Source organism: Pseudoalteromonas sp. DL-6, assembly GCF_004328665.1.
In the GTDB taxonomy this organism is placed as follows: Bacteria; Pseudomonadota; Gammaproteobacteria; order Enterobacterales; family Alteromonadaceae; genus Pseudoalteromonas.
Genome location: NZ_CP019771.1, coordinates 245277 through 266870, shown reverse-complemented (window position 1 = coordinate 266870; position 21594 = coordinate 245277). Strand labels below are relative to the sequence as shown.

Genomic DNA, 21594 nt, shown 5'->3' with positions numbered 1-21594 from the left:
CCTCACGTTGTGAGGTTTTTCGATAAAGGGTGATTAAATAGAGTTAAGCGTTTTCTAACATCGATAACGCAACCGCCTCAGCGGCTTTAATACCATCAATACCCGCTGATAAAATACCGCCTGCATAACCTGCACCTTCACCTGCAGGGTAAAGCCCTTTAGTATTAATGCTTTGGAAGGTTTTATCGCGCTTGATACTGATAGGTGAAGAGGTACGTGTCTCTACTCCCGTGAGCAAACCATCGTTAGTTGAAAAGCCACGAATTTGTTTATTAAAGGCAGGAATTGCTTCACGCAGGGCTTCAATTGCAAAAGGAGGTAATACGTTGCTCAAATCAGTCAATTTTATGCCTGGCGTATACGAAGGCTGTACATCCCCTAAGTTAGCTGATGATTTACCTTTTAAAAAGTCGCCAATCAGCTGAGCTGGGGCATCGTAATTTTTACCACCAAGTTCGTAGGCTTGCTCTTCTAGCTTACGCTGTAAATCGATACCAGCTAAAGGGTGTCCAGGGAAATCTTTTTCTGGCGAAATCCCCACTACAATGGCACTGTTCGCATTTCGCTCACTACGAGAATATTGACTCATACCGTTGGTAACCACACGGCCTTCTTCAGAGGTTGCGGCAACTACAGTGCCGCCAGGGCACATACAAAAGCTGTATACAGTTCGGCCATTATTACAATGGTGTACCAATTTGTAATCTGCAGAGCCTAAAATAGGGTTACCCGCGTTATCGCCAAAGCGGCACTCATCAATCATTGATTGTTTATGTTCTATTCTAAAGCCCACTGAAAAGGGTTTTGCTTCAACATAAATGCCTTTATCGTGGATCATTTTAAATGTATCACGGGCACTGTGACCAACTGCTAATACCACATGGCGAGTGTTAAGCTGTTCACCATTAGAAAGTGTCAGCCCTGTAACTTGGCCGTTGTCTAAATGGATATCATCAACGCGTGTGCTAAAACGAATTTCGCCACCGAGTTCAATAATACGGGCGCGCATTTTTTCAATCATGGTCACCAGTTTAAAGGTGCCAATGTGCGGCTTACTAACGTATAAAATTTCTTCAGGAGCACCAGCCTCTACAAATTCAGTGATCACTTTACGACCATAATGTTTAGGATCTTTTACTTGGCTGTAGAGCTTACCGTCTGAGAACGTGCCTGCACCACCTTCACCAAACTGAACGTTTGATTCGGTATTGAGGGCTTTTTTGCGCCAAAAGCCAAAGGTGTCTTTGGTGCGTTCACGCACTTCTTTGCCGCGTTCTAAAATTATTGGTTTAAAGCCCATTTGTGCCAGCACTAAACCGGCAAATAAGCCACAAGGGCCAAAGCCAATTACCACAGGGCGCTCTTTAATGCTGCTATTAGTGTGTGCTACAAATTTGTAGTTGGTGTCAGGAGAGACTTTAACGTGTTGATCTTTTTCAAACGAGGCTAACAGTTGTGCTTCGTTATCTACCTCAATATCAAGCGTATAAATCAGTAAAATGGCGCTTTTTTTACGTGCATCGTAACCGCGTTTAAACACATTGTAGCTGTGTAGCTGCTCTGGGCTTATATTTAATTTATTGATGATGGCTTGGCCAATAGCATTTTCGTCATGGTCAAGTGGCAGCTTTATTTCGGTTAAACGTATCATTAATATCTCTTTTGGTGTCATAGCGGAAAGTAAATACCGCTCACAATAAGGGGAGTGCACAAAGCGCTAATTTATAAGCGCGATATATTACGTTAAATTGCCCGCTTTTGGCACTTATTTATTGTGTTTTGGTAAGGGTTGGGTATGATCCGCAGCTGGTAAAGTTAAACATTAGGTATTAAACCATTATGGCGTTTGTAGTCACCGAAAACTGTATAAAATGTAAGTACACTGATTGCGTATCGGTGTGCCCAGCAGATGCATTTTTTGAAGGTCCTAATTTTTTGGCTATTAGCCCAATAGACTGTATTGACTGTGGTTTATGCGTGCCTGAGTGTGCTGCTGATGCTATTTATCAAGAAGATGAATTACCTGAATCACAAAAAGAATTCACCCAACTTAATGCCGAATTAGCAGAAATATGGCCACGCATAACGCAAGTTAAACCCGCTCCCGAAGATGCCGATAGCTGGAATGGTGTGGCTAATAAATTAAAACTTCTCGACACATAACCACCTCCCAACGCTTATTATTAGTTTTTTGTTAATTTTATTGCAAATATTAGCCTGTAAGTATTAACAAATGTACCTGTATAATTTACACTCCTGAACAAAGTTTACTTTTAACAAGTAAATCAACTTAAATGGATGTTTATGCAGTACTTTATACCTACAAAAATAATAAAATGGCTGTTGTTGTTCAGCTTCAGCCTTGTTTTAACTCTTAGCCCTAATGCACTTGCCGATAAGCTTAATTATCAACTCGCACACATTAATAAAAACATTGATGTGGATGGCGTGCTTAATGAGCCGCATTGGCAACAAGCAACCCGTGTTGCGGTAAATTATCAAGATGAGCCGAATGAAAAGGGCACACCACCGGTAAAAACCGATGCGTATATTTATGATGATGGTCATAATTTGTATGTAGCTTTTGTCGCTTATGACCCCGAGCCGAGTAAAATTCGCGCTGCGCTTCGTGACAGAGACACGCTTTGGCAAGATGACAACGTCGGCTTGGTGATTGATACCTTTAACGATGAGCGTACCGGCTATGAGTTTTATGTAAACCCACTGGGTGCTCAAGGCGACATTCGCATGACAGATACCGATGAGTGGGTATCTGATTTATCGTGGGATGCTATTTGGGATAGTGCCGGTACCATAAACGAGCAAGGTTACGTGGTTGAAATGCGTATCCCGTTTAAAGCTCTGCGCTTTGCACAAAACCAAGCCGACTCTACTTGGGGCTTTTCGATGATGCGAAACTATCAGCGTGATGTGTTGTATCAATTATCAAGTACAGGCTTTGACCGTGATATTAAATGTAGTTTGTGTCAGTTTGACAAAATAACCGGATTTAATAATTTAGCACCGAGTAAAAACCTGCAACTAACGCCAACATTAACCGCATTAAGAAACGATCAAAAAACACAGGTGCCTGGTGCGTGGGATAACGGCGATGTTGACACTGAAATAGGGCTTGATCTTCGTTGGGGTATTACTAAAGATGCAGTAATTAATGCAACCATAAACCCTGACTTTTCTCAGGTAGAAACCGATTCGTTAGAACTGGATGTAAACACCACATATTCTATTTATTACGCTGAAAAACGCCCGTTTTTCTTGGATGGCGCGTCTTACTTTAAAAGTAATTTATTTGAGCTGCTCTATACCCGCACCATAGCTGAGCCTAATATTGGCGCCAAGCTCACCGGTAAAACCGACAGCCATAGCTATGCGGTTATGTTTGCTGATGACGACAACAGTAATGTTTTACTGCCTAGTAACCAAGGGTCTGGTTTTGCTAGCCTAAATGATAAAACCAAGGCGGCAGTGGCTCGATACCAATATGATATTGGCCAACAAGGCACTATTGGTGTTACTTCAACACATCGCGAAAGTAGCGACTACCACAATACAGTGTTATCGGTTGATGGCAGCTATTGGTTTAATCAGTCAGATACACTTAATTATCAAGTAGCCAATGCTGACACCAACAACTCTAAATTTTTAGTAGATAACTACAATTTGGCAGAGTCTCAGTCTGATATGGCCTATGCATTAAAGCTTACTCGCGATAAGCGCGATTATAAGCTTTACGCTACCTATGACAATATTGGTGAGGATTACCGCACCGATTTAGGTTATCAAGAAAAAGTAGACTATGAAAAAGTAGGCTTTGGTGGTGGACAAACTTGGTATGGTGATGAACATGACATGCTAACAACTTGGTCATACACCGCCGATTGGGATAAAACGTGGGCTCAAAATGGCGACTTGCTTGAAGAAGAATATGAAGGTTACATGACCTTTCAAGGTCAAAAGCAGTCTGTATTTGAGCTTGGTTTGTTAAATCGCTATGAAAACTACAATGGCAATTTTTATAACCAAAATATTGGTTATTTATATACGGCTTTTAGGCCGACTAAAGATCTAAGATTATCGTTATACGCTGAATACGCAAGCCGTATAGATTACACTAATGAGCAGCTAGGTGATGTTTTAACTACACAATCGCAGGCTGTTTGGGATATTAATAATCATTGGCAGGTGGATGTTAGACACAACTATAGTCATTTAGATGATTACCAAGGGCGACGAGTTTTTACCGCAAACCTTGTTGATTTTAGGCTTTATTATAAGTTTAGTATGCGCGCTATGCTTAAGCTGATTTTACAGTTTGAAGATATAGACAGAAATGAAGATGCTTACTTTTATCAGGTTAGCGAAATCAACAAAGATTATGGTAGTCAGCTGGTTTACTCATACAAAATTAACGCACAAACGCTATTTTATTTAGGTTATTCAGATAAAGGCTATCAGGATGACTCGTTAAAAAGCATTGAGCGTGACCAACGTACTTTCTTTACTAAAGTCAGTTATGCGTGGCAGTTATAACGCTATAAATACTATAAAAGCAAGGTTTTGCTAGGCAATAAAAAACACGCTACTGGGTAGCGTGTTTTTTGTTTTACTAAATGGTAAACCTAGTTATTACAAGTCAAAAGTACGTGATATAGCAAGTACAATTCGCTCATCGGCGTAATCGTAATCCAAGCTAGTATTCTCAGCTGCTACTTCAATACCAAATCCTTCATAGCTTGTTTGGTAAGCTAAGCGGTAATGATGATACGATTTATCGCCCTTAGCTTCATCCCACTGAAATTTATTGCCATCGAGTGAGTTTGAAATATCAAAGCTGGCACGAATTGCATGATTTGGCGCAAGCTCGTAAGTGTGCGCAATCATCGAGATCACATGGCCAGTATCGTAGCCAAAGTAATCCCAGCTGTACCAAAAATTAAGCTCTGTTTGGCCGTAGTCACCGGCGTAACCAAATTTAGTATACGCTTCTGCGTAGTTACCATCACTGTTATTACCTTGATAGGTGTAATAAGCAATACCGTAGTCAAGGCTTACTTGTTGGTTTAACTGAATGTATCGGCCTACATAAGCATCTAGTTCGAAGTCGGTGTCATCACCAAAATCTACGTTTGATGCCCATACACCGGCATAAACACCGTTATCATAAGCGTAGTCAAGGCTTGCTTGTAGCGCAGGATCGTTATCTGTTTGAGTAACACCATTAAAGGTGTAATCAGATGCAGCGGTAATAGTTGTTGACCAATTAGCTGCTGCCGTTGTTGATAAAACAGTTAATGGTAAAGCGATAAAAAGGTGTTTTAATTTATTGTTCATGTGATTTCCTAGCTGATGGTTTCTATTTTTGTGTAATCAATTTTATTCGCTTTAGGCGATCCTTCGATATTGCTGACCGTTTTAAGTTTGCTGTAGGCAATAAAACCAATGCAAATAAAGAATAACCCTATAACTAAAGCACCAACCCATTGAATTTGCAAAAACTCAAGTTTAAATAGCAATGTTAGTAACGATAGAGCGATAACATTCATGGCAATATATTTAAATTTACCTAAGCGTTTTACTGTTAAATTTAAATTATCTGTGTATAAGCGGATCAGTGAATCAAGCGAGTTAATAACAAACACGATACCTACAAACACCATGGCAAAGTTTTTAATACCTGCGGTTGGAATACCCGCTTCGTGGTAGTGATATAACACACTAAACCAGATAGCGATTGGAATTGACGGGAAAATTAACATAGCGCCCAGTACTTGGTATGTTTTTAAACCACCCACAAAGCGTGATGTAAATTGACCAATCATGATGCTCCACGCAAACCACCAAAATAGGTAAAACTCATGGTAATCATTCAGTGGTAATACAAACTCATTGATGTTGGCAAAGTAATTACCAATTAATCCGATGTTCTTGGTAAATGCAGAGAGTTCACTGTCGCCAAATAAGAAGGCATCAGCCCACATAAAGCCAATTAGGGCTATAAACAGCCAAGTAGTGGCAATGCTTAAAAAGCGTACGTATTTAATATCGGTGCTTGAATACACCGCAAAACAAATAGCGGCAAGCACGATTAAGTAAAACGTTGGAATAACACTTGAGCCATCCCCAAGCTCAGGTAAATACCACGGTAGGTTGCTCAGTAGTAAGTAAGCAGTAAACGCACAGGTACCAATAATGACCACGTTGTTTAAAAATTTAACCCATGGAATTTCAAAAAACTTCACTTTGGGTTCTATTACACAGAAATAAAAGCACGTAAGAAAATAAAATCCCCAAATTAAAAATCCCCAATAACCAAACTCAATAGAGAGAGGATTGGCAAATGCATATTCTGGGCTTGCTTTTATGTCTGCATAACCGGCAAATTCGGTTAAAGGAAACATAATAAGGCCAACGTCTAGGCCTGAGGTAAACAGGATTGCTATAAAGGTGAATGTTCTCACTGGTGTGACGCCTACTACGCGTACGTTGCCCCATTTAACTAAAATAGCAACAATCGCAAGTAAGGTGAAAATAATGCCAGCATTAAGCCAAATAGTCATTATCGCCCTCCCAGAATGAATAAAAGTAACACATATATACTCCGTTTTTTATTGTGCTTGCATTAACACAGGCATAACCTATTTATGCTTGTGAGCCACTGCAAGGCGCATAAAGGCACTCCTTGAAGCATTTTGCTTAAAAGAGTGGCCTTTATGGCAGGCTAAATTAAAGGGTTTTATTTCGTTGTGTAGTTTGCCAATCAGTGGCATTCACAACATCAACTCCTGTATGAGCTAAGGGCTTATTACCTAAAATAATATCCGCGGCTTTTTCGGCAACCATAATGGTAGGCGCATTCAAATTACCGTTAGGTATGGTTGGAAAAATTGATGAATCAACCACACGTAAGCTTTGTATGCCATGCACTTGGGTGTTTGAGTTAACCACCGCCATGTCGTCTTCACCCATTTTACAAGAGCAAGAAGGGTGGTAAGCACTTTCTACTGCTTGGCGGACAAAGGCATCAATTTGCTCATCAGTTTGAACTTGTTGCCCTGGTTGAATTTCTTCACCACGGAAGTCGTCAAAGGCAGGTTGTTCAATGATTTCACGCGTTAAACGTACGCACGCTCTAAAGCCTTCAATATCATCTTGATGCTCAAGATAATTAAACACAATTTTTGGTGGTTGTGTTGGGTCTGCTGATGAAATAGTGACACTGCCACGGCTTTTAGGCTTGTTATGACCTACATGCACTTGAAAACCATGCCCTGCAAAAGCACTGCGTCCATCGTAACGCATCGCTGCCGGTAAAAAGTGATACTGAATATCTGGCCATTCCACACCAGGTTTTGAGCGAATAAAGGCACATGATTCAAAGTGATTAGTTGAGCCTAAACCTTTACGGGTAAGCAGCCATTTTGCACCAATCAAGCCTTTAGAAAACAAACCTAACTTACCATTTAAGGTAATTGGTTGTTTACACTTATATTGAAAGTAAAACTCTAAATGATCTTGCAGGTTTTGGCCTACACCTGGTAAGTGGTGATTTACTTCAACACCTGCATTTTCAAGTGCTTGCGTATCACCAATACCTGAAAGCTGTAGTAGGTGTGGCGAACCAATAGAGCCCGCACTTAAAATAACCTCTTTACTTGCTTGCGCTGTTTTAACTGCGCCATTGAGTTTGTATTCAACACCGGTTGCTTTTTTACCGTCTAAAATAACGCGCTGAGCAAGTGCACCGGTAACGATTGTTAAGTTGCTACGATGCTTAATTGGGTCTAAGTACTCGCGAGAGGCTGAGCTACGCACACCGTTTTTAACGGTCATGTGCATGGGGCCAAAGCCTTCTTGCTGAGCACTATTGTAATCATTTGTCGTGGCATAACCTGCCTCAGCACCTGCTTCAACAAAAGCAGTGTATAACGGGTTTTCCATGTTATTGCCGTTATTAACACCTAGCGGGCCTTTACCACCACGATGATCATTTTCACCTAAATAAAAGCTTTCTGCTTTTTTAAAATACGGTAAACACGCTTGGTAATCCCAGCCGTTAGCGCCGTGCTGTTGCCATTCATCAAAATCTTTAGCGTGGCCACGTACATACACCATGCCATTAATCGATGAAGAGCCGCCAAGTACTTTACCGCGAGGGCAATGCATTTCACGGTTATCTAAGTGTGGCTCTGGTTGCGTATGAAATTGCCACGCAAACTTATCGGTATTCATTGGAATAGACAATGCGGTAGGCATTTTTATAAAGATGCTTTTATCGCTGCCGCCGGTTTCAAGTAACAATACCTTGTTACTTGAATCTTCAGACAAGCGATTTGCTAACACACATCCAGCTGAGCCCGCGCCTACAATAATATAATCAAAAGAGTGGTTCATAATGATTCCTTAAAACGGGCTTTCTATGTCGGCCATACCAACATAAACAGACTTAGTTTGCGTGTAATGATCAAGTGTTTCTATACCATTTTCACGACCAATACCCGATTGCTTATAGCCACCCACTGGCATTTCTGCTGGCGAGTTACCGTAAGCATTAATCCAACAAATACCGGCTTGAAGTTGATGAATTACGCGATGAGCGCGTTTAATATCGCTAGTGAAAACGCCTGCAGCTAAACCTAAGTGAGTGCCGTTAGCGCGGGCAATTACATCATCTTCATCATCAAAGACTAAAACGCTCATTACTGGGCCAAAAATTTCTTCTTTAACGATGGTCATTTCATCGTTGCAATCAACAAACACGGTTGGCGCTACAAAATAGCCATCTGGTGCAGATGCTGGAGAAAGCGTTGAACCACCCGTTAATAATGTTGCACCTTCTTCAAGGCCTTTATTGATGTAGCTCATTACTAAATCTTGATGCTTTTTAGAAATAAGCGCGCCAAAGTTAGTGTTTAGATCTTGCGGGTCACCGGCAATAATATTTTTTTCGGTCCGAGCTTTAAGTTCATCGATAAATTGTTGGTACACATTTTTGTGCACGTATATACGAGTACAGTTCGTGCAAATTTCACCTTGGGTATAAAAGTTACCTAGCATGGCAGCACTTACTGCTTGTTCTATATTGGCATCGTCAAATACTAATAATGGCGATTTACCACCTAGCTCCATAGTCACATCTTTTAATGTACCTGCAGCACTGGAGACGACTTTCTTACCGGTACCTACTTCACCAGTAAACGATACTTTATCAATATCTTGGTGTGCAGTAAGCCATTGGCCTACTTCACTCGCGCCTTGAACTACATTGAATACGCCAGCGGGTACACCTGCTTCAATAAACACCTCTGCTAATTTAATTGCGCCAAGCGGGGTTTCTTCTGAAGGTTTAAAAATAAATGCATTACCCGCTGCAAGGGCAGGGCCTGATTTCCAACATGCAATTTGTAATGGGTAGTTCCATGCACCAATACCGGCACAAATACCTAAAGGCTCTTTGCGTGTGTAGTAAAAGTCATCGCCAACCATTTGTTGTTGACCAACTTGTGCAGGGGCAAGACCTGCAAAATATTCAATTACATCTGCGCCTGTTTCAACATCTACGCAGTTAGCTTCTTGCATTGGTTTACCAGTATCGAGCACTTCAACCAGTGCAAGCTCATCATTGCGCTCGCGTAAAATAGCAACGGCGTTTAGTAAAATACGGCTGCGCTCAATAGGGGTCATCGCTGACCAAACTTTAAAGCCTTGCTTTGCACTTTCTATCGCTGCGTTTTGAACATGCTTGTCAGCGACTTCAACGGCATAAATTACCTGGCCGGTTGCAGGATTTACTACATCAAATGTTTCGCCGCTTTTATTTGCAAGGAATTGGCCGTTGATAAAGTTTTGATAGATAGGTGTAGTCACGTTAGGCTCCATATTGCTTGATAAGTGAATGCACATAGTTTTTAGCCAGTGATTCACTGTGTTTAAACTGATTTTCGTCTGATTGGCTTAATACGGCACGAAGCCATAAGCCATCAATCATTGCTGCGGTTAATTCAGCCGCGAGATTTGCTTGCGCTAAAGGCATTAATTGCTTAAATGAAACGGTTAAATTGCTTTGCAAGCGTTTGCTGTTTACATTTTGTAAACGATGAAGTTCCTTATCGTGCATTGATTGCGCCCAAAAACTTAACCACGTCCGAGTGGTGTCTTTTCGTTGTTGTACTAGCGCAAAGTTTGATTCAACAATAAACATTAACCTTTGAGTTGCTGTGGTATTTTCATCAACCTTACTAATTAAGTCGTTTTTCAAGTTAGACAGTAAGTAACGCACAGTTGCTTCAATTAGCCCCTGTTTCCCACCAAAGTAATGGCTAATTATGCCTGATGACATTCCTGCATTTTTACTAATACTATTGATCGTGGTTGCCTGTAATCCTTTCTGAGCAACTGACTCTATGGTCGCGTCAATTAGCTGCTGACGCCTTACAGGTTCCATTCCAACTTTAGGCATAATTTTTATTAATTGATCGTTCAATAAACATAAGCTTAAGGTAATAACTCTAACAATTCAAGGCTTGTGCGAATGGTAAGAAAGTAAAATGTGGATAAAAAATTAACAAAATGAGTCCTGAATGATGCAAAATTAACAACTTGGTAATTCATAAAAAGTCATTAAATAACAATGCATTGCATGTTTTATTGGTATTGGTATATATAGTGTAATTAATTGTTTACGAGGTGAGTGAAACTTTTAGTGATTTATTTGTTAGTGCGTTAACTATTAGAGTACTAATTGTATTTTTTGCAGTCAGGTAGCATATATCAAGGCAAAGCGAGTGCGCGGATTGTTGTGATAAAAAACTGAATATATAGAAAGGTATGGGGGGGGAATTTAAATAAAGGTTAATGCGAGATAGGGTAAGTAAGGCGCTGTTTAGGTTTTAACAACACCTTTAAATAATAAGGGATAACGTCTTAAGCGATTGCCAATATAATCATCGGCCATGATCTGCTCACAGATTTCGTCGATGTTATCAGTGGCTTCAAACACCCAATCAAAGCGTTCTATTGCCAGCAAAAAGCCGCGCTTTAAGTGTGTTTGTGCACGGTAATAAGCAAGGTTATTTTTTATCAATTGCAGCTTTTCAGGCTCTGCTTTTAATTGCGCAATAACCTGGTTAATAAACTGCAAGTTACGTGAGCTGGTTGGCCTATTTCGTCTGTTTGTTTGTCGCATTACTCTTCATTGGCTATGTTGTATAGTTTTTGCAAAAAGTCGTCTTTGTGTTTGTCATGTTCGTAATCTAAGTGGTAAGTGTTATGAAATCCAAAGCGCAATAATACGCCACTGCCTTGTAAATAAACGGTATAGCCGTCTATGTCTGAAAATGCAGTAACGCCTTGATAAAACTTACCTTCTTCTGTGGTTTCACCACGTTGTTGAATACGTTCGTAAACCGCTAAAATTTGTTTGTTGTCGATTTCATTTTTCATTATCTAAACCTTGTATTTACTCTCTCATACGCTATAGAGAATCGGGTCGATCATCATAAAAATAATAGTCAAAAATGTGTGATATTGCTTTGTTATTTTTAATTTATAAATTATGCTCAAAGTTCACTTTATGTTGAGCTTTTACCATGATAGACAAGGCGTTACTTCTAAAAACTCGTGAATTATCTGAGCAACTCATTGCGCTGCAAACCCCCATTAGAATACTCGATGCAATTAATTGGGATAAACAGACTAAAGAAGAGTTTTTTAGGCAAAAATGTCAAAAAAACCCTTTAATTGACCGTGCTTATTATCAACAGCGCGATTTAGGGTTTGTACCTAGCGAGTTGCGCCAAGCATTTTCCACACTACACCGTAATATAATTAACCAATTGGGGCAATTAAATCCAATTACTCAATATATGGGTAAAATGTGTAGTGAATATAAAACAGTGCTTAATATGCTGGAGTACCGAGGTACTGCTGAGTTTCATGACTTGTCGGTAGAGCTTTTTGGTCATCCAAAAGATCTTTTTCATGCCGGTGAACCTTCGTTATCTGAACTGGCTAATATGCTTGAGCAGCCATTAAAAAGTTTGCTTGATGCGAATATTTTGCCTGAAGATCCAAAAAACATTGATGCCAGTGATGCAGTGCGTATTTTGTCTGAGCAGGTCAATGCCAGTATGCAAGGGATTAATGTTGAAGTAATGCTTAGCGATGGTATTGTCAGTGATGCTGCCGCAGGCGCTAATAATATAAAGCTTAATCAGGATGTTAAGTTTTCTCAGCGCGAATTAGATATTTTAGAGGTACACGAGGGCTGGATCCATGTAGGCACCACTCAAAATGGCTTAGCGCAACCTTATTTAACTTGCTTGAGTAAAGGCACACCAAGCTCTACCGTTACCCAGGAGGGGCTTGCAGTACTGACTGAAATTATTACTTTAAAGTCAACGCCTAGGCGCTTATCAAAATTAGTAAACCGTATTCAAGCCGTCACCAAAGTGATTGATGGTGCAGAGTTTGTAGATATATACCGAGATTATGTGGCACAAGGGTTATCGAAAGACGACAGCTATACCCTTGCACAGCGGGTATTTAGAGGTAGCACGGCAACCGGCTTACCGTTTACCAAAGACATTGCTTATATAAAAGGCTTTGTATTGGTTTATAACTTAATTCGGGTGGCGATACAGCTTGGCAGAATTGACCAATTACCGCTATTGCTGGTGGGTAAAATATCAATTGATGACTTTAGGTTAATATCGCAACTACATGATTTAGGTGTGATTGAAAACCCGCAATTTGTGCCGCCCCATTTTAAAGATTTAAGAGGTCTTGCTACGTGGCTGAGCTTTGGTCGTTTTATTGGTAATTTGTCATTTGAACAATTAGAAAACGACTACAAGCCGTTGTTTTTATAATTTATAAGTGAGCTTTTTCTCAGAGACAAAAAAAGCCCAAAAACGGGCTTTTTTTAATTTAGCACAACACAGTTAACGTGCGTTGGTGCTCTCGAAAATTTTATCTGCAGAGGCTGCAACAAATCCAGTGTAAATTTCACCATCTGGTTTTGGGTAACGAATAGCAAACTCGTAAAAACAGCTAGGAATGCGCATATCGCCATCACTAAAGGTTACGGCGCATTCATCAGCTAATGTTGATGATTGCTCTAATAGCACCTCTGGCGAGCCTTTTACTTCGCCTCCTGAGGTATTCAGTGCAAAGCCTGCATCTTTAAGAGCTTGGTTTACATCATGGATGTTATCAAACTTAGCTAAGGTGTTAATGTTCACAGTAAAGTGATTAGCACGGTAACCCCACGCAGACATCCACGCCGCATATTCGCTCTCAGCTAATAACTTTTTGTATGTATCGGTGCTTACTTGCCAATGCGTGCCTGAATATAAAAAGTTATCGGCAGTCACTGCGCTTCCGTCAATTTGTGCCACCATATCAGTAACAATTGCTTGTAGTTCAGGCGAGCATTTTTCAACTAATAACTCAGAGATAAAAACTTTAGGCTGTGTCGGGTCGCTATGCTCATAATGTTTGGCGTAGAGTTTTTTTGCTTCAAAGTGGTACTCACCACATTCTTTATAACCAATCGCTAAAAAGTGCGCAGCCAGCTTTTCAAGGCCTACTTTTTCAATATTAAAAGTACGCAAAGCAATATGGTCGTTAATAATGTCGTCTTTTTGAGTTGAGCCTAATAAGTCATGAATTTTATCAGCTGATGGCGTTACGCTTAGGTAGTTTTGCCATAAGTTATCAAATAATGTGTTTACATTGGTATGCATGGTAAATCCTTAAATTTTTCTAAAATTGTTATTCAATTATTAAGCCCGGCGCGAGGGTTTGCGGTAAATTAACTTTCTCTGACTCTACTGAGGCCACTGGGTATGCGCAGTAATCTGCAGCATAGTATGCACTGGCTCTGTGGTTACCACTGGCACCTATGCCACCAAATGGCGCTGCGCTTGATGCGCCTGTAATAGGGCGGTTCCAGTTAACAATACCGGCACGAATACGCTTTAAAAAGTGGCTGTAATCATCTTCGCTGTCTGCAAGTAAACCTGCAGATAAACCAAAGCTGGTGTTGTTCGCTTCTGCTATGGCGCTATCAAAGTCAGTGTAGCGGTATACTTTAATTAGCGGACCAAAGTGTTCTTCATCGGCGATTTCATCGATATTAGTGACATCAATAATCCCTGGGCTGACAAAGCCAGTGCCTGGTTTTAATTGTTTAAGCTCAACGAGTACTTCAGCACCTTGTTTAACTAGGTCAGCTTGCGCTGCAACCATGCCTAACGCGGCTTTTTCACTGATCATGGCGCCCATAAATGGTTGATCGTCAGCAAAGCTATCATCGACAAGGATATTTTTGGTTGCACTGATCAGCTTTTCTAAAATCGCATCGCCATTGGCTGATTTTTCAATAAATAATCGACGTGAACAAGTACAACGCTGACCCGAAGTAATAAAGCCCGATTGAATAATATCGTGCACGGCGGCGCTCACATCAGCAACATCTTTAACCACTAGCGGATTGTTACCGCCCATTTCAAGCGCTAAGATTTTACCTGGATGACCAGCAAATTGTTTATGTAATAAATGCCCTGTGTTTGAGCTACCAGTAAAAAATAAGCCATCGATATCTTGATGTGAGGCAAGCGCTTTACCTGTTTCTAGTTCACCTTGAACAAGGTTTATAACCCCAGCAGGTAAGCCTGCTTTTAGCCACAGCTCTAAAGTAAACTGGGCTACGTGAGGAGTTAGTTCTGATGGTTTAAACACCACGGTATTACCCGCTAATATAGCAGGGACTATATGACCGTTGGGTAAGTGACCTGGAAAATTATACGGGCCAAAAATAGCCACTACACCATGTGGTTTGTGGCGAATAAAGGCTTTTGCGCCAGGCATTGGGTTTTCGGTTGTGCCAGTACGTTCATTGTAAGCACGGATAGCAATAGCCACCTTGCCTGTCATCGCGCCGACTTCTGTACGCGTTTCCCATAGTGGCTTACCTGTTTCACGGGCAATAATGCTGGCAAACTCTTCGCTGTGTTCTTTTAATTGGCCAACGAAGCTTTCTAAAATGGTAATACGTTGTTCAATTGGCATATCGGCCCATTGCACTTGTGCGGCTCTTGCCGCTTCAATTGCACTGCTAACTTGTTCTGGGCTGGCACCATTACCTTGCCAAACAATTTCGCCATTACTTGGGTTAACAGAATTAAACGCTGGGCCTTGGCCTGCGTGCCATTGGTTATTAATTAGTTGTGTGTTCATAAATAGTGTTACAGGCGGAAAAATCGCGCTGCATCTCCTTGATTTAAATGAAGTGCATCAGCTACTTCTTGGCTGATAACTAAGGTGTGCTTTGCTTGATTATAATGAGCGTGTTTAGTGAACGTGGCTCTAAAGTCGCTAACCCCTTGATTACAAATAGCAAGGGTATCTGAGCTTTGCTCATTAATATGCTCAAGCTCACCAATGGTAATTGGGCACACTTGTGAATCACGAATACTGCGAATATTACCGAGCTTTGCCTCTACCGTGGGACCTGCGTCAAATAAATCAACGTAGCCACGATGTTCAAACCCTTCTTTTTCAAGCAACTTAAGTGCAGGCTTGGTTTTATCATGAACATGACCAATCACCGCTTGTGCCTTTTTACTTAGCAAGTTTACATAGATAGGGTATTTAGGCATAAGCTCGCTAATAAATACTTTATCGCCTAAACCAACTAAGTGATCAGCTTGTGGAAATTCAATACTAAAAAAGTGTTCTTGTAACCATTGCCAAAATGGAGAGTGCCCCTGTTCATCACTCACGCCACGCATTTCAGCAATTACAGTGTCGGCAAAGCGTTCACTATGTTGTGCCATAAATAAAAAGCGTGAACGTGATAAAAACCGGCCTGTTAAGCCTTTTCTGCTGTCTTCACGTAAAAATAAAGTACATATTTCTGAGCAGCCTGTGTAGTCATTACACATACTTAAAATATCAACGGTATTGTAAACGTTTAAGGTGGGTGAATGATGGACAGTTTTACCTAAATGGTAGTGATACAAAGGCACAGACAAACCGACGGCCGCTTCTATGGCGGTAGTACCAATTACTTTGCCAGTGTCACTGTCTTCTAAAACAAATAAATAGCTTTCATCGATAGGCTTATTTACATTTTTAGTAAAGCTGTTTTGTGCACGGTCTATTTTTTCTTGTAGTTGCCCGTCATCGACAGGTAAAGAGGTGAAACCATGACCTGATTCAATGGCAATCTCTTTAAGTGCTGCAAAATCATTGACAGTAATAGGACGTAATACTTGCATTAACTACTTACTCCAATAAAGCCCTGAGATAAATATTTATCTCAGGGCTTTATTTGTTTTACTTAGTGATTAACCGTTTACAACTTCACTCACTGCTTTTTCAAAGCGAGCTAAGCCTTCTTTAATATCCTCAAATGGGATCACTAATGAAGGCGTAAAGCGGATAACGTTCATTCCGGCTACTAAATTCATTAAACCGTTGTTAGCACTTGCGACTAAAAAGTCGCGAGCACGGCCTTCAAATTTCTCATTTAATACCGCACCAATCAGTAAGCCTTTACCGCGGACTTCACTAAATACATGGTATTTTTCGTTAATGGCATTTAGACCATCACGGAACATTTGCTCACGCTCTTTTACACCATTTAAAACCACAGGAGTATTTACTGTATCAAATGCCGCTTCTGCAACAGCACATGCTAATGGGTTACCACCGTAGGTAGAACCATGAGTCCCTATTTTTAGGTGTGCTGCAATTTCAGTCGTGGTGATCATAGCGCCAATTGGGAACCCGCCACCTAATGCTTTAGCCGTTGTTAAAATGTCAGGAATAACATCTAGGCCTTCGTATGCGTATAAATGACCTGTACGGCCAACGCCAGTTTGCACTTCATCAAAAATAAGCAGTGCGTTGTGTTTAGTACACAGCTCACGTACTTTTTGTGCAAATTCATTGGTTGGTGGCACAATACCACCTTCACCTTGTAATGGCTCCATCATTACCGCACAAGTATCATCACCAATTAAGGCTTCAAAAGCGGCAATATCATTGTAATCACAATGAACGATATCAGCAGGTTTTGGCCCAAAACCATCAGAGTAAGCGGCTTGGCCACCCACTGTTACAGTGAAAAAAGTACGGCCATGAAAGCCTTTATTAAAAGCGATAATTTTAGATTTTTCAGCGCCAAATTTGTCCAGTGCAAAGCGACGCGCTAATTTTAAAGCTGCTTCGTTTGCTTCAGCCCCTGAGTTTGCAAAGTAAACTTTTTCAGCAAAGGTCGCATCAACCATTTTTTTAGCTAAGCGAAGAGCTGGCTCATTGGTCATTACATTTGCTAAGTGCCAAATTTTCTCACCTTGCTCTTTAAGTGCTGCTACTAATGCAGGGTGGCAATGACCTAAACAATTAACCGCAATACCACCGGCAAAATCGATAAACTCGTTATTATTTTGATCCCACACGCGTGAGCCTTCACCACGAACGGGAATAACTGCTGATGGGTTGTAGTTAGGGACCATTACGTCGTTAAATAAATCTCTGGTTACTTGCATTTTTACACCTAAATTAATCACTTAAAAAATACGTTGCTGAAAAAAAACGATAAGCGCAGGCTTATTCAGCAATACAATGCGTTTTACTTGTTAAAAAAGTCATTATCAAAGGTTATGAATTAAATTTGCAGTGCTATTTTGTGAAAAATGATTAGAATAATAGCCAAATTAACGAAATTTATTAGCATTATGATAACTCCCCAAGACGAAAAGCTACTGTCTGTACTAAAAACGAACGCTCGTGCGAGTATTTCTGACTTGGCAAGGCATTTAAATTTATCCCGCTCAACAGTGCAAAGCCGTATGCTTAAGTTAGAGCAAAGTGGGGTAATTAAAGGATATAGCGTTGACTTTGGAGATGACTTTTTAAATAGCTTAGTTTCTGCACATGTTTCTATAAAGGTTAAACAAAAGCTAACCACTAAAACCAACGTGGAGTTAAAGCAAATAGATGCTATATCTCAGTTGTATGCAATTAGTGGTGAGTTTGATTTAATTGCCATTGTTGAGGCTCAAAATCTTGAGCAGTTGAGCCATTTACTGGACGATATAGGTAATTTAGATGGGGTAGAGCGCACTCGCTCATCGGTTATTTTAGAAACCAAATTTAAGCGTTAATTCGATTTATTTTTCTACATTCAGTGAGTATTAACTATTTGCATTTAAGCTCACTTAATTGTAATCTGTTCGATATTAGGAACAAGGATTGTTATAAGCTAACCCATCGGCTTTTCTACCCGTATATTGCAACCTTCTTCACTAAAAAATCTGACACACAGTGTTATCACTCTTTAGAGCATTCGTAGATAAAAAGTACGCTTAAAATAGGACGTTTTTAAGAACTACTGCTCAAAGACATTACAAGGAAATGTTATGAAATACACAACAATCGCTGCTGTAGCCCTATTAATAGGTGGTTCATATTTAAGTGCAAAAGCCACTTTATTTAGCCCAACCGATAGCATAACGGTTGAAACTTATAGCGATATATTCTTCAAATTAGAATCCTCCTCCATCAGCATTGATGAGATTATTACTGGCGCAAGCCAGTTTGCCGATAGCTTATGCGATGAAAGCATTTATCAAGAAGTTATTGGTGAGTCAGTGAACTCATGCAAGCAAAAATTTAAACAATCACAAGCACAATGTGCTGACTTTACAAGAAAAAACAGTGAGGCTATGTACACTGATAAAGTGGCCATCACGCTGGTATCTGAAAAGTTTATAAATTGTATGTCTAATAGTTAGATTATTTTGTATTTGAGATTTGAAGTTAGTTAAAAAGAGATTCCTGAGCTGGTCAGCATTGATAAAATTTAGCATATTCCATTGTGTGGTCTATGCTAGGTTTTATTAGTTGTTAACGCCCAGTTTGCTTTAGGGAATCGAATGCAAGAAAATTTACTAAACTCAGTTATTAAAATAACAAAAAACAGAGACGTAGACTCACTTGAATACAGCTTAATATCGACCATCCAAGAGTTTATTGGCTGTAAAGAAATCTCAGTTTATAAAGATATAGAAGTTCAGGGCCAACTTAGCATTGAGCAAAGCCTTTCTTTGAAAGTCACTGGTGAAAAACAATTCGAGTGGACTCAACGACAGCTTGTTACTCACCCCGAGGATGAACTTCTATCCTGCTTACGTTCTGCTTGTATTATTACGGTGCAATCAACGGATGGCATAGAACGCCGTTGGCTACCCATTACCCGCCAAGAAAAAACAGTTGCCGCAATTTCTGTTGTTTCAAATAGTTTAGATAGTTCAGCTCAGGTAATGTTGAACGCTTTTTGTCGTATTTTTGAAAACTATTTAGTGATTCTTCATGAAAATGAAAGAGATAAATTAACAGGGCTGTTAAATAGACAAACATTTGAGAAAAAAATAAAACAGCTGATTGAAAAGCAAGTATTAAAAGTACATGGGTCAGTTCGAGAGGAAGAAAAAAGACGGCCAAAACAGGCATCAACATCTTGGCTAGCTATTTTAGATATCGATCACTTTAAAAATATAAACGACAAGTATGGTCATATCTGTGGCGATGAAGTACTGCTGATATTAGCGCAAAAAATGCGTCATTTTTTTCGTTCAACAGATTTAATTTTTCGCTTTGGTGGGGAAGAGTTTGTGATTGTTTTTGAGCCCACAGATGCAGAGTCTATTAGTAATAAAATGGCTGAATTTCTTCAGCTTGTCAGAAATACATCGTTTCCTTTTGTTGAAAATATGACCATCAGTGCTGGTTTAGCACGTATCAGTCCTTATGATTTTCCCATCACTGTGCTAGAGAGCGCTGATAAAGCACTTTATTATGCGAAAAATAATGGCCGAGATAAATATTGTGTCTATGAAGATTTGCTTGCCGAGAACTTAATAAATGTACAAGTTAATTCTTCAGAGATAGATCTATTTTAAGTTACTGCGGTTGAGTATGATTTCGCTGCACTTTTACTTTAGACACTTGGTCGAGTTTTAAAAAATAAACATTACCACCAATGCCTTTAAATTCCTCATCAGTAAAGGCGATTGTATTATCATCATAAAAGGTGATCGCTTCTTTTTGAGTCACAATACCAAGATCGATTTTATAAACATCGCCAGAGAAAAATTTATCCCCTTTAAAGTTTTCAAACAGCCAAATACTGGTTGAATCTAGTAGTGCTAGTTTTTTTCTATCTGGGCTGAGCGCTGCAGAGGTGATCCAGCATAGCTTTTCCATAGTGGTGCAGGTTTTAAACGAGTCTATCAGCTGGGCGTCAAAATTTGCTGCGTGATCGCCTACTTTATAAACGTTAGTAATACCATCGAATGGCTCTGTGCGATTTTTAGTAAATAAATATAAATGCCGACCATAAGCCACAAAAGCTTCTAAGTCGTAATTACGTTGTTCAGGCTGTATTGGGCTGCCGTCTAATTCTGGATAAGTGAACTTGATAATTTCAGCTTCGGTGGTATTTGTTTTGATATCAATAGGGTTTTCTATTTTATAAATGGTTAGCCACTTACGTTCATTTTTATTATTGCCAAAGTCGCCTAAGAAAAAATGACCAAATTTATTTTGCGTCATGTCCTCCCAATCAATGTTTTTTGCGTTGCTGACTAAAATTTCTTTAGCAATAGAGCCGTCTTTATTTAGACGATAAAGCTTTGGCTCATCACCGCTGTCGTTAATAGCCCACAGACGTTTATATTTATCAAACTCAATGCCTGAAATTTCTTTTAGCTTTGGGTCTACAGAAACTAGTTTTTTACTATATAGTGTATAAATTGAACTGCCAACAACAGCGATGATGGTAATAAAAACAATAACAGAGGTAATAAGAATGCTTTTTTTAATCATAGTCTTTAAATATTCATCGCATTGGCTAGTTAGATAATTATTATCGCTGATGATGTTGTTAAGCTAAAGGTTTTTATAACCTCAGTGCAGTAATAAAAATAATAACGCGTGTATTGTAGTTAAAGTAATGTAATTGGGTGTAGTTGGTTTAATAATTGCTCAGTAGAGTAGCTTACCTAAAAACCTGTTTAAATGGTTAAAAACTGCACCAATCTGGTGCGGTAAAATAAATACCGCACTGTAATAATGCGTAAATAAAGTTTTGCTTAACTTTAAGCTTGTTTTTATGTGAATGAATGGATTCCACATCGCCTATTTAAGCTGTTTGGCCTGTGGCAAAGATGAATAACCCTTACGGTTTAGTTGGAGCCTGTTATGTTGAATAAACGCTTTTTTAAAACAAAAAATGAAGCAGAGGTCACGTTTGAATTTTCTCACCCTGATGCTGATAACGTCTGTTTGCTTGGGGAATTTAATGATTGGCAGCCCGTGCCTATGAAACTTAATAAGAAGCTGGGTGTGTTTAAATGTAAACAACGTTTGCCTGTTGATAAAGAGTTTCATTTTCGTTATTTAATTAATGGTAAACAGTGGGATAACGATCATCAGGCTGATGGCTACAGCGCCAATAATTTTGGTACAGAAAATAGTATAGTAAATACACAGCGCATTAATTAA

At 39.7% G+C, this 21594-nt stretch carries 20 protein-coding genes; 7 read left to right on the top strand and 13 right to left on the bottom strand.

From position 1 onward, the window contains the following. Positions 1 to 43: 43 nt before the first annotated feature. On the bottom strand, positions 44 to 1651 hold the full coding sequence (locus tag B1F84_RS16265) for an NAD(P)/FAD-dependent oxidoreductase (protein ID WP_131692090.1): 1608 nt from the start codon (positions 1649 to 1651) through the stop codon (positions 44 to 46). 188 nt (positions 1652 to 1839) lie between these two features. Here B1F84_RS16265 and fdxA point away from each other — a divergent pair, with 188 nt between their 5' ends. Beyond that, positions 1840 to 2163, top strand: coding sequence for a ferredoxin FdxA (gene fdxA / locus B1F84_RS16260; protein WP_010388957.1), 324 nt, complete (start codon positions 1840 to 1842; stop codon positions 2161 to 2163). A gap of 141 nt (positions 2164 to 2304) precedes the next feature. Then, positions 2305 to 4551: a carbohydrate binding family 9 domain-containing protein gene (locus B1F84_RS16255; protein WP_131692089.1), complete on the top strand. Its 2247-nt coding sequence runs from the start codon at positions 2305 to 2307 to the stop codon at positions 4549 to 4551. Between the two features lie 96 nt (positions 4552 to 4647). Here the strand turns inward: B1F84_RS16255 and B1F84_RS16250 are convergent, their stop codons facing one another. The 7 genes from B1F84_RS16250 to B1F84_RS16220 form a co-directional block, all read right to left on the bottom strand. Then, complete coding sequence (locus B1F84_RS16250; RefSeq protein ID WP_131692088.1) at positions 4648 to 5352, bottom strand: TorF family putative porin; 705 nt, start codon at positions 5350 to 5352, stop codon at positions 4648 to 4650. A gap of 8 nt (positions 5353 to 5360) precedes the next feature. After that, positions 5361 to 6578, bottom strand: coding sequence for a BCCT family transporter (locus B1F84_RS16245; protein WP_131692087.1), 1218 nt, complete (start codon positions 6576 to 6578; stop codon positions 5361 to 5363). 166 nt (positions 6579 to 6744) lie between these two features. Further along, positions 6745 to 8412 carry a choline dehydrogenase gene (gene betA, locus B1F84_RS16240; protein WP_131692086.1) on the bottom strand — a complete coding sequence of 556 codons (1668 nt, stop codon included), beginning with the start codon at positions 8410 to 8412 and terminating at the stop codon, positions 6745 to 6747. 9 nt (positions 8413 to 8421) lie between these two features. Next, complete coding sequence (gene betB, locus B1F84_RS16235) at positions 8422 to 9885, bottom strand: betaine-aldehyde dehydrogenase (RefSeq protein WP_131692085.1); 1464 nt, start codon at positions 9883 to 9885, stop codon at positions 8422 to 8424. A gap of 1 nt (position 9886) precedes the next feature. Beyond that, on the bottom strand, positions 9887 to 10462 hold the full coding sequence (gene betI / locus B1F84_RS16230) for a transcriptional regulator BetI (RefSeq protein ID WP_131692084.1): 576 nt from the start codon (positions 10460 to 10462) through the stop codon (positions 9887 to 9889). Between the two features lie 438 nt (positions 10463 to 10900). Further along, entirely contained in the window at positions 10901 to 11203 is a 303-nt protein-coding gene (locus tag B1F84_RS16225) for a hypothetical protein (protein ID WP_205988869.1), read from the bottom strand. Continuing rightward, entirely contained in the window at positions 11203 to 11460 is a 258-nt protein-coding gene (locus B1F84_RS16220; protein WP_131692083.1) for a DUF3081 domain-containing protein, read from the bottom strand. Before B1F84_RS16220 ends, B1F84_RS16225 begins: the two co-directional genes overlap by 1 nt. 146 nt (positions 11461 to 11606) lie before the next feature. Between B1F84_RS16220 and B1F84_RS16215 the strand changes: the two genes are divergently transcribed. Beyond that, a complete protein-coding gene (locus tag B1F84_RS16215) occupies positions 11607 to 12887 on the top strand; it encodes a flavohemoglobin expression-modulating QEGLA motif protein (protein ID WP_131692082.1) in 1281 nt (426 codons plus the stop codon). Positions 12888 to 12959: 72 nt separating this feature from the next. Here the strand turns inward: B1F84_RS16215 and B1F84_RS16210 are convergent, their stop codons facing one another. From B1F84_RS16210 to B1F84_RS16195, 4 genes are all read right to left on the bottom strand, one after another. Further along, positions 12960 to 13763, bottom strand: coding sequence for a DUF1338 domain-containing protein (locus B1F84_RS16210; RefSeq protein WP_131692081.1), 804 nt, complete (start codon positions 13761 to 13763; stop codon positions 12960 to 12962). A gap of 28 nt (positions 13764 to 13791) precedes the next feature. Beyond that, positions 13792 to 15258: a succinylglutamate-semialdehyde dehydrogenase gene (astD, locus tag B1F84_RS16205; protein ID WP_131692080.1), complete on the bottom strand. Its 1467-nt coding sequence runs from the start codon at positions 15256 to 15258 to the stop codon at positions 13792 to 13794. 8 nt (positions 15259 to 15266) lie between these two features. Beyond that, the gene (gene astA / locus B1F84_RS16200; protein ID WP_010388944.1) at positions 15267 to 16301 is read right to left on the bottom strand and encodes an arginine N-succinyltransferase; all 1035 of its coding nucleotides are present in this window, start codon (positions 16299 to 16301) and stop codon (positions 15267 to 15269) included. Between the two features lie 69 nt (positions 16302 to 16370). After that, complete coding sequence (locus B1F84_RS16195; protein WP_131692079.1) at positions 16371 to 17576, bottom strand: aspartate aminotransferase family protein; 1206 nt, start codon at positions 17574 to 17576, stop codon at positions 16371 to 16373. A gap of 189 nt (positions 17577 to 17765) precedes the next feature. Between B1F84_RS16195 and B1F84_RS16190 the strand changes: the two genes are divergently transcribed. The 3 genes from B1F84_RS16190 (at position 17766) to B1F84_RS16180 (ending at position 19991) form a co-directional block, all read left to right on the top strand. Then, positions 17766 to 18194 (top strand): Lrp/AsnC family transcriptional regulator, encoded by a 429-nt coding sequence (locus B1F84_RS16190; protein ID WP_131692078.1) that lies wholly within the window; start codon positions 17766 to 17768, stop codon positions 18192 to 18194. 255 nt (positions 18195 to 18449) lie between these two features. Beyond that, positions 18450 to 18824, top strand: a complete 375-nt coding sequence (locus tag B1F84_RS16185) for a hypothetical protein (protein ID WP_131692077.1) — start codon at positions 18450 to 18452, stop codon at positions 18822 to 18824. Positions 18825 to 18965: 141 nt separating this feature from the next. After that, positions 18966 to 19991 carry a GGDEF domain-containing protein gene (locus B1F84_RS16180; protein ID WP_131692076.1) on the top strand — a complete coding sequence of 342 codons (1026 nt, stop codon included), beginning with the start codon at positions 18966 to 18968 and terminating at the stop codon, positions 19989 to 19991. A 1-nt stretch (position 19992) separates the two neighbouring features. Here B1F84_RS16180 and B1F84_RS16175 read toward each other — a convergent pair whose 3' ends face one another. Then, entirely contained in the window at positions 19993 to 20916 is a 924-nt protein-coding gene (locus tag B1F84_RS16175; RefSeq protein ID WP_008112504.1) for a hypothetical protein, read from the bottom strand. Positions 20917 to 21291: 375 nt separating this feature from the next. On the opposite strand from B1F84_RS16175, the gene B1F84_RS16170 reads away from it, so the two are divergent. Continuing rightward, positions 21292 to 21594 carry an isoamylase early set domain-containing protein gene (locus tag B1F84_RS16170; protein ID WP_131692075.1) on the top strand — a complete coding sequence of 101 codons (303 nt, stop codon included), beginning with the start codon at positions 21292 to 21294 and terminating at the stop codon, positions 21592 to 21594.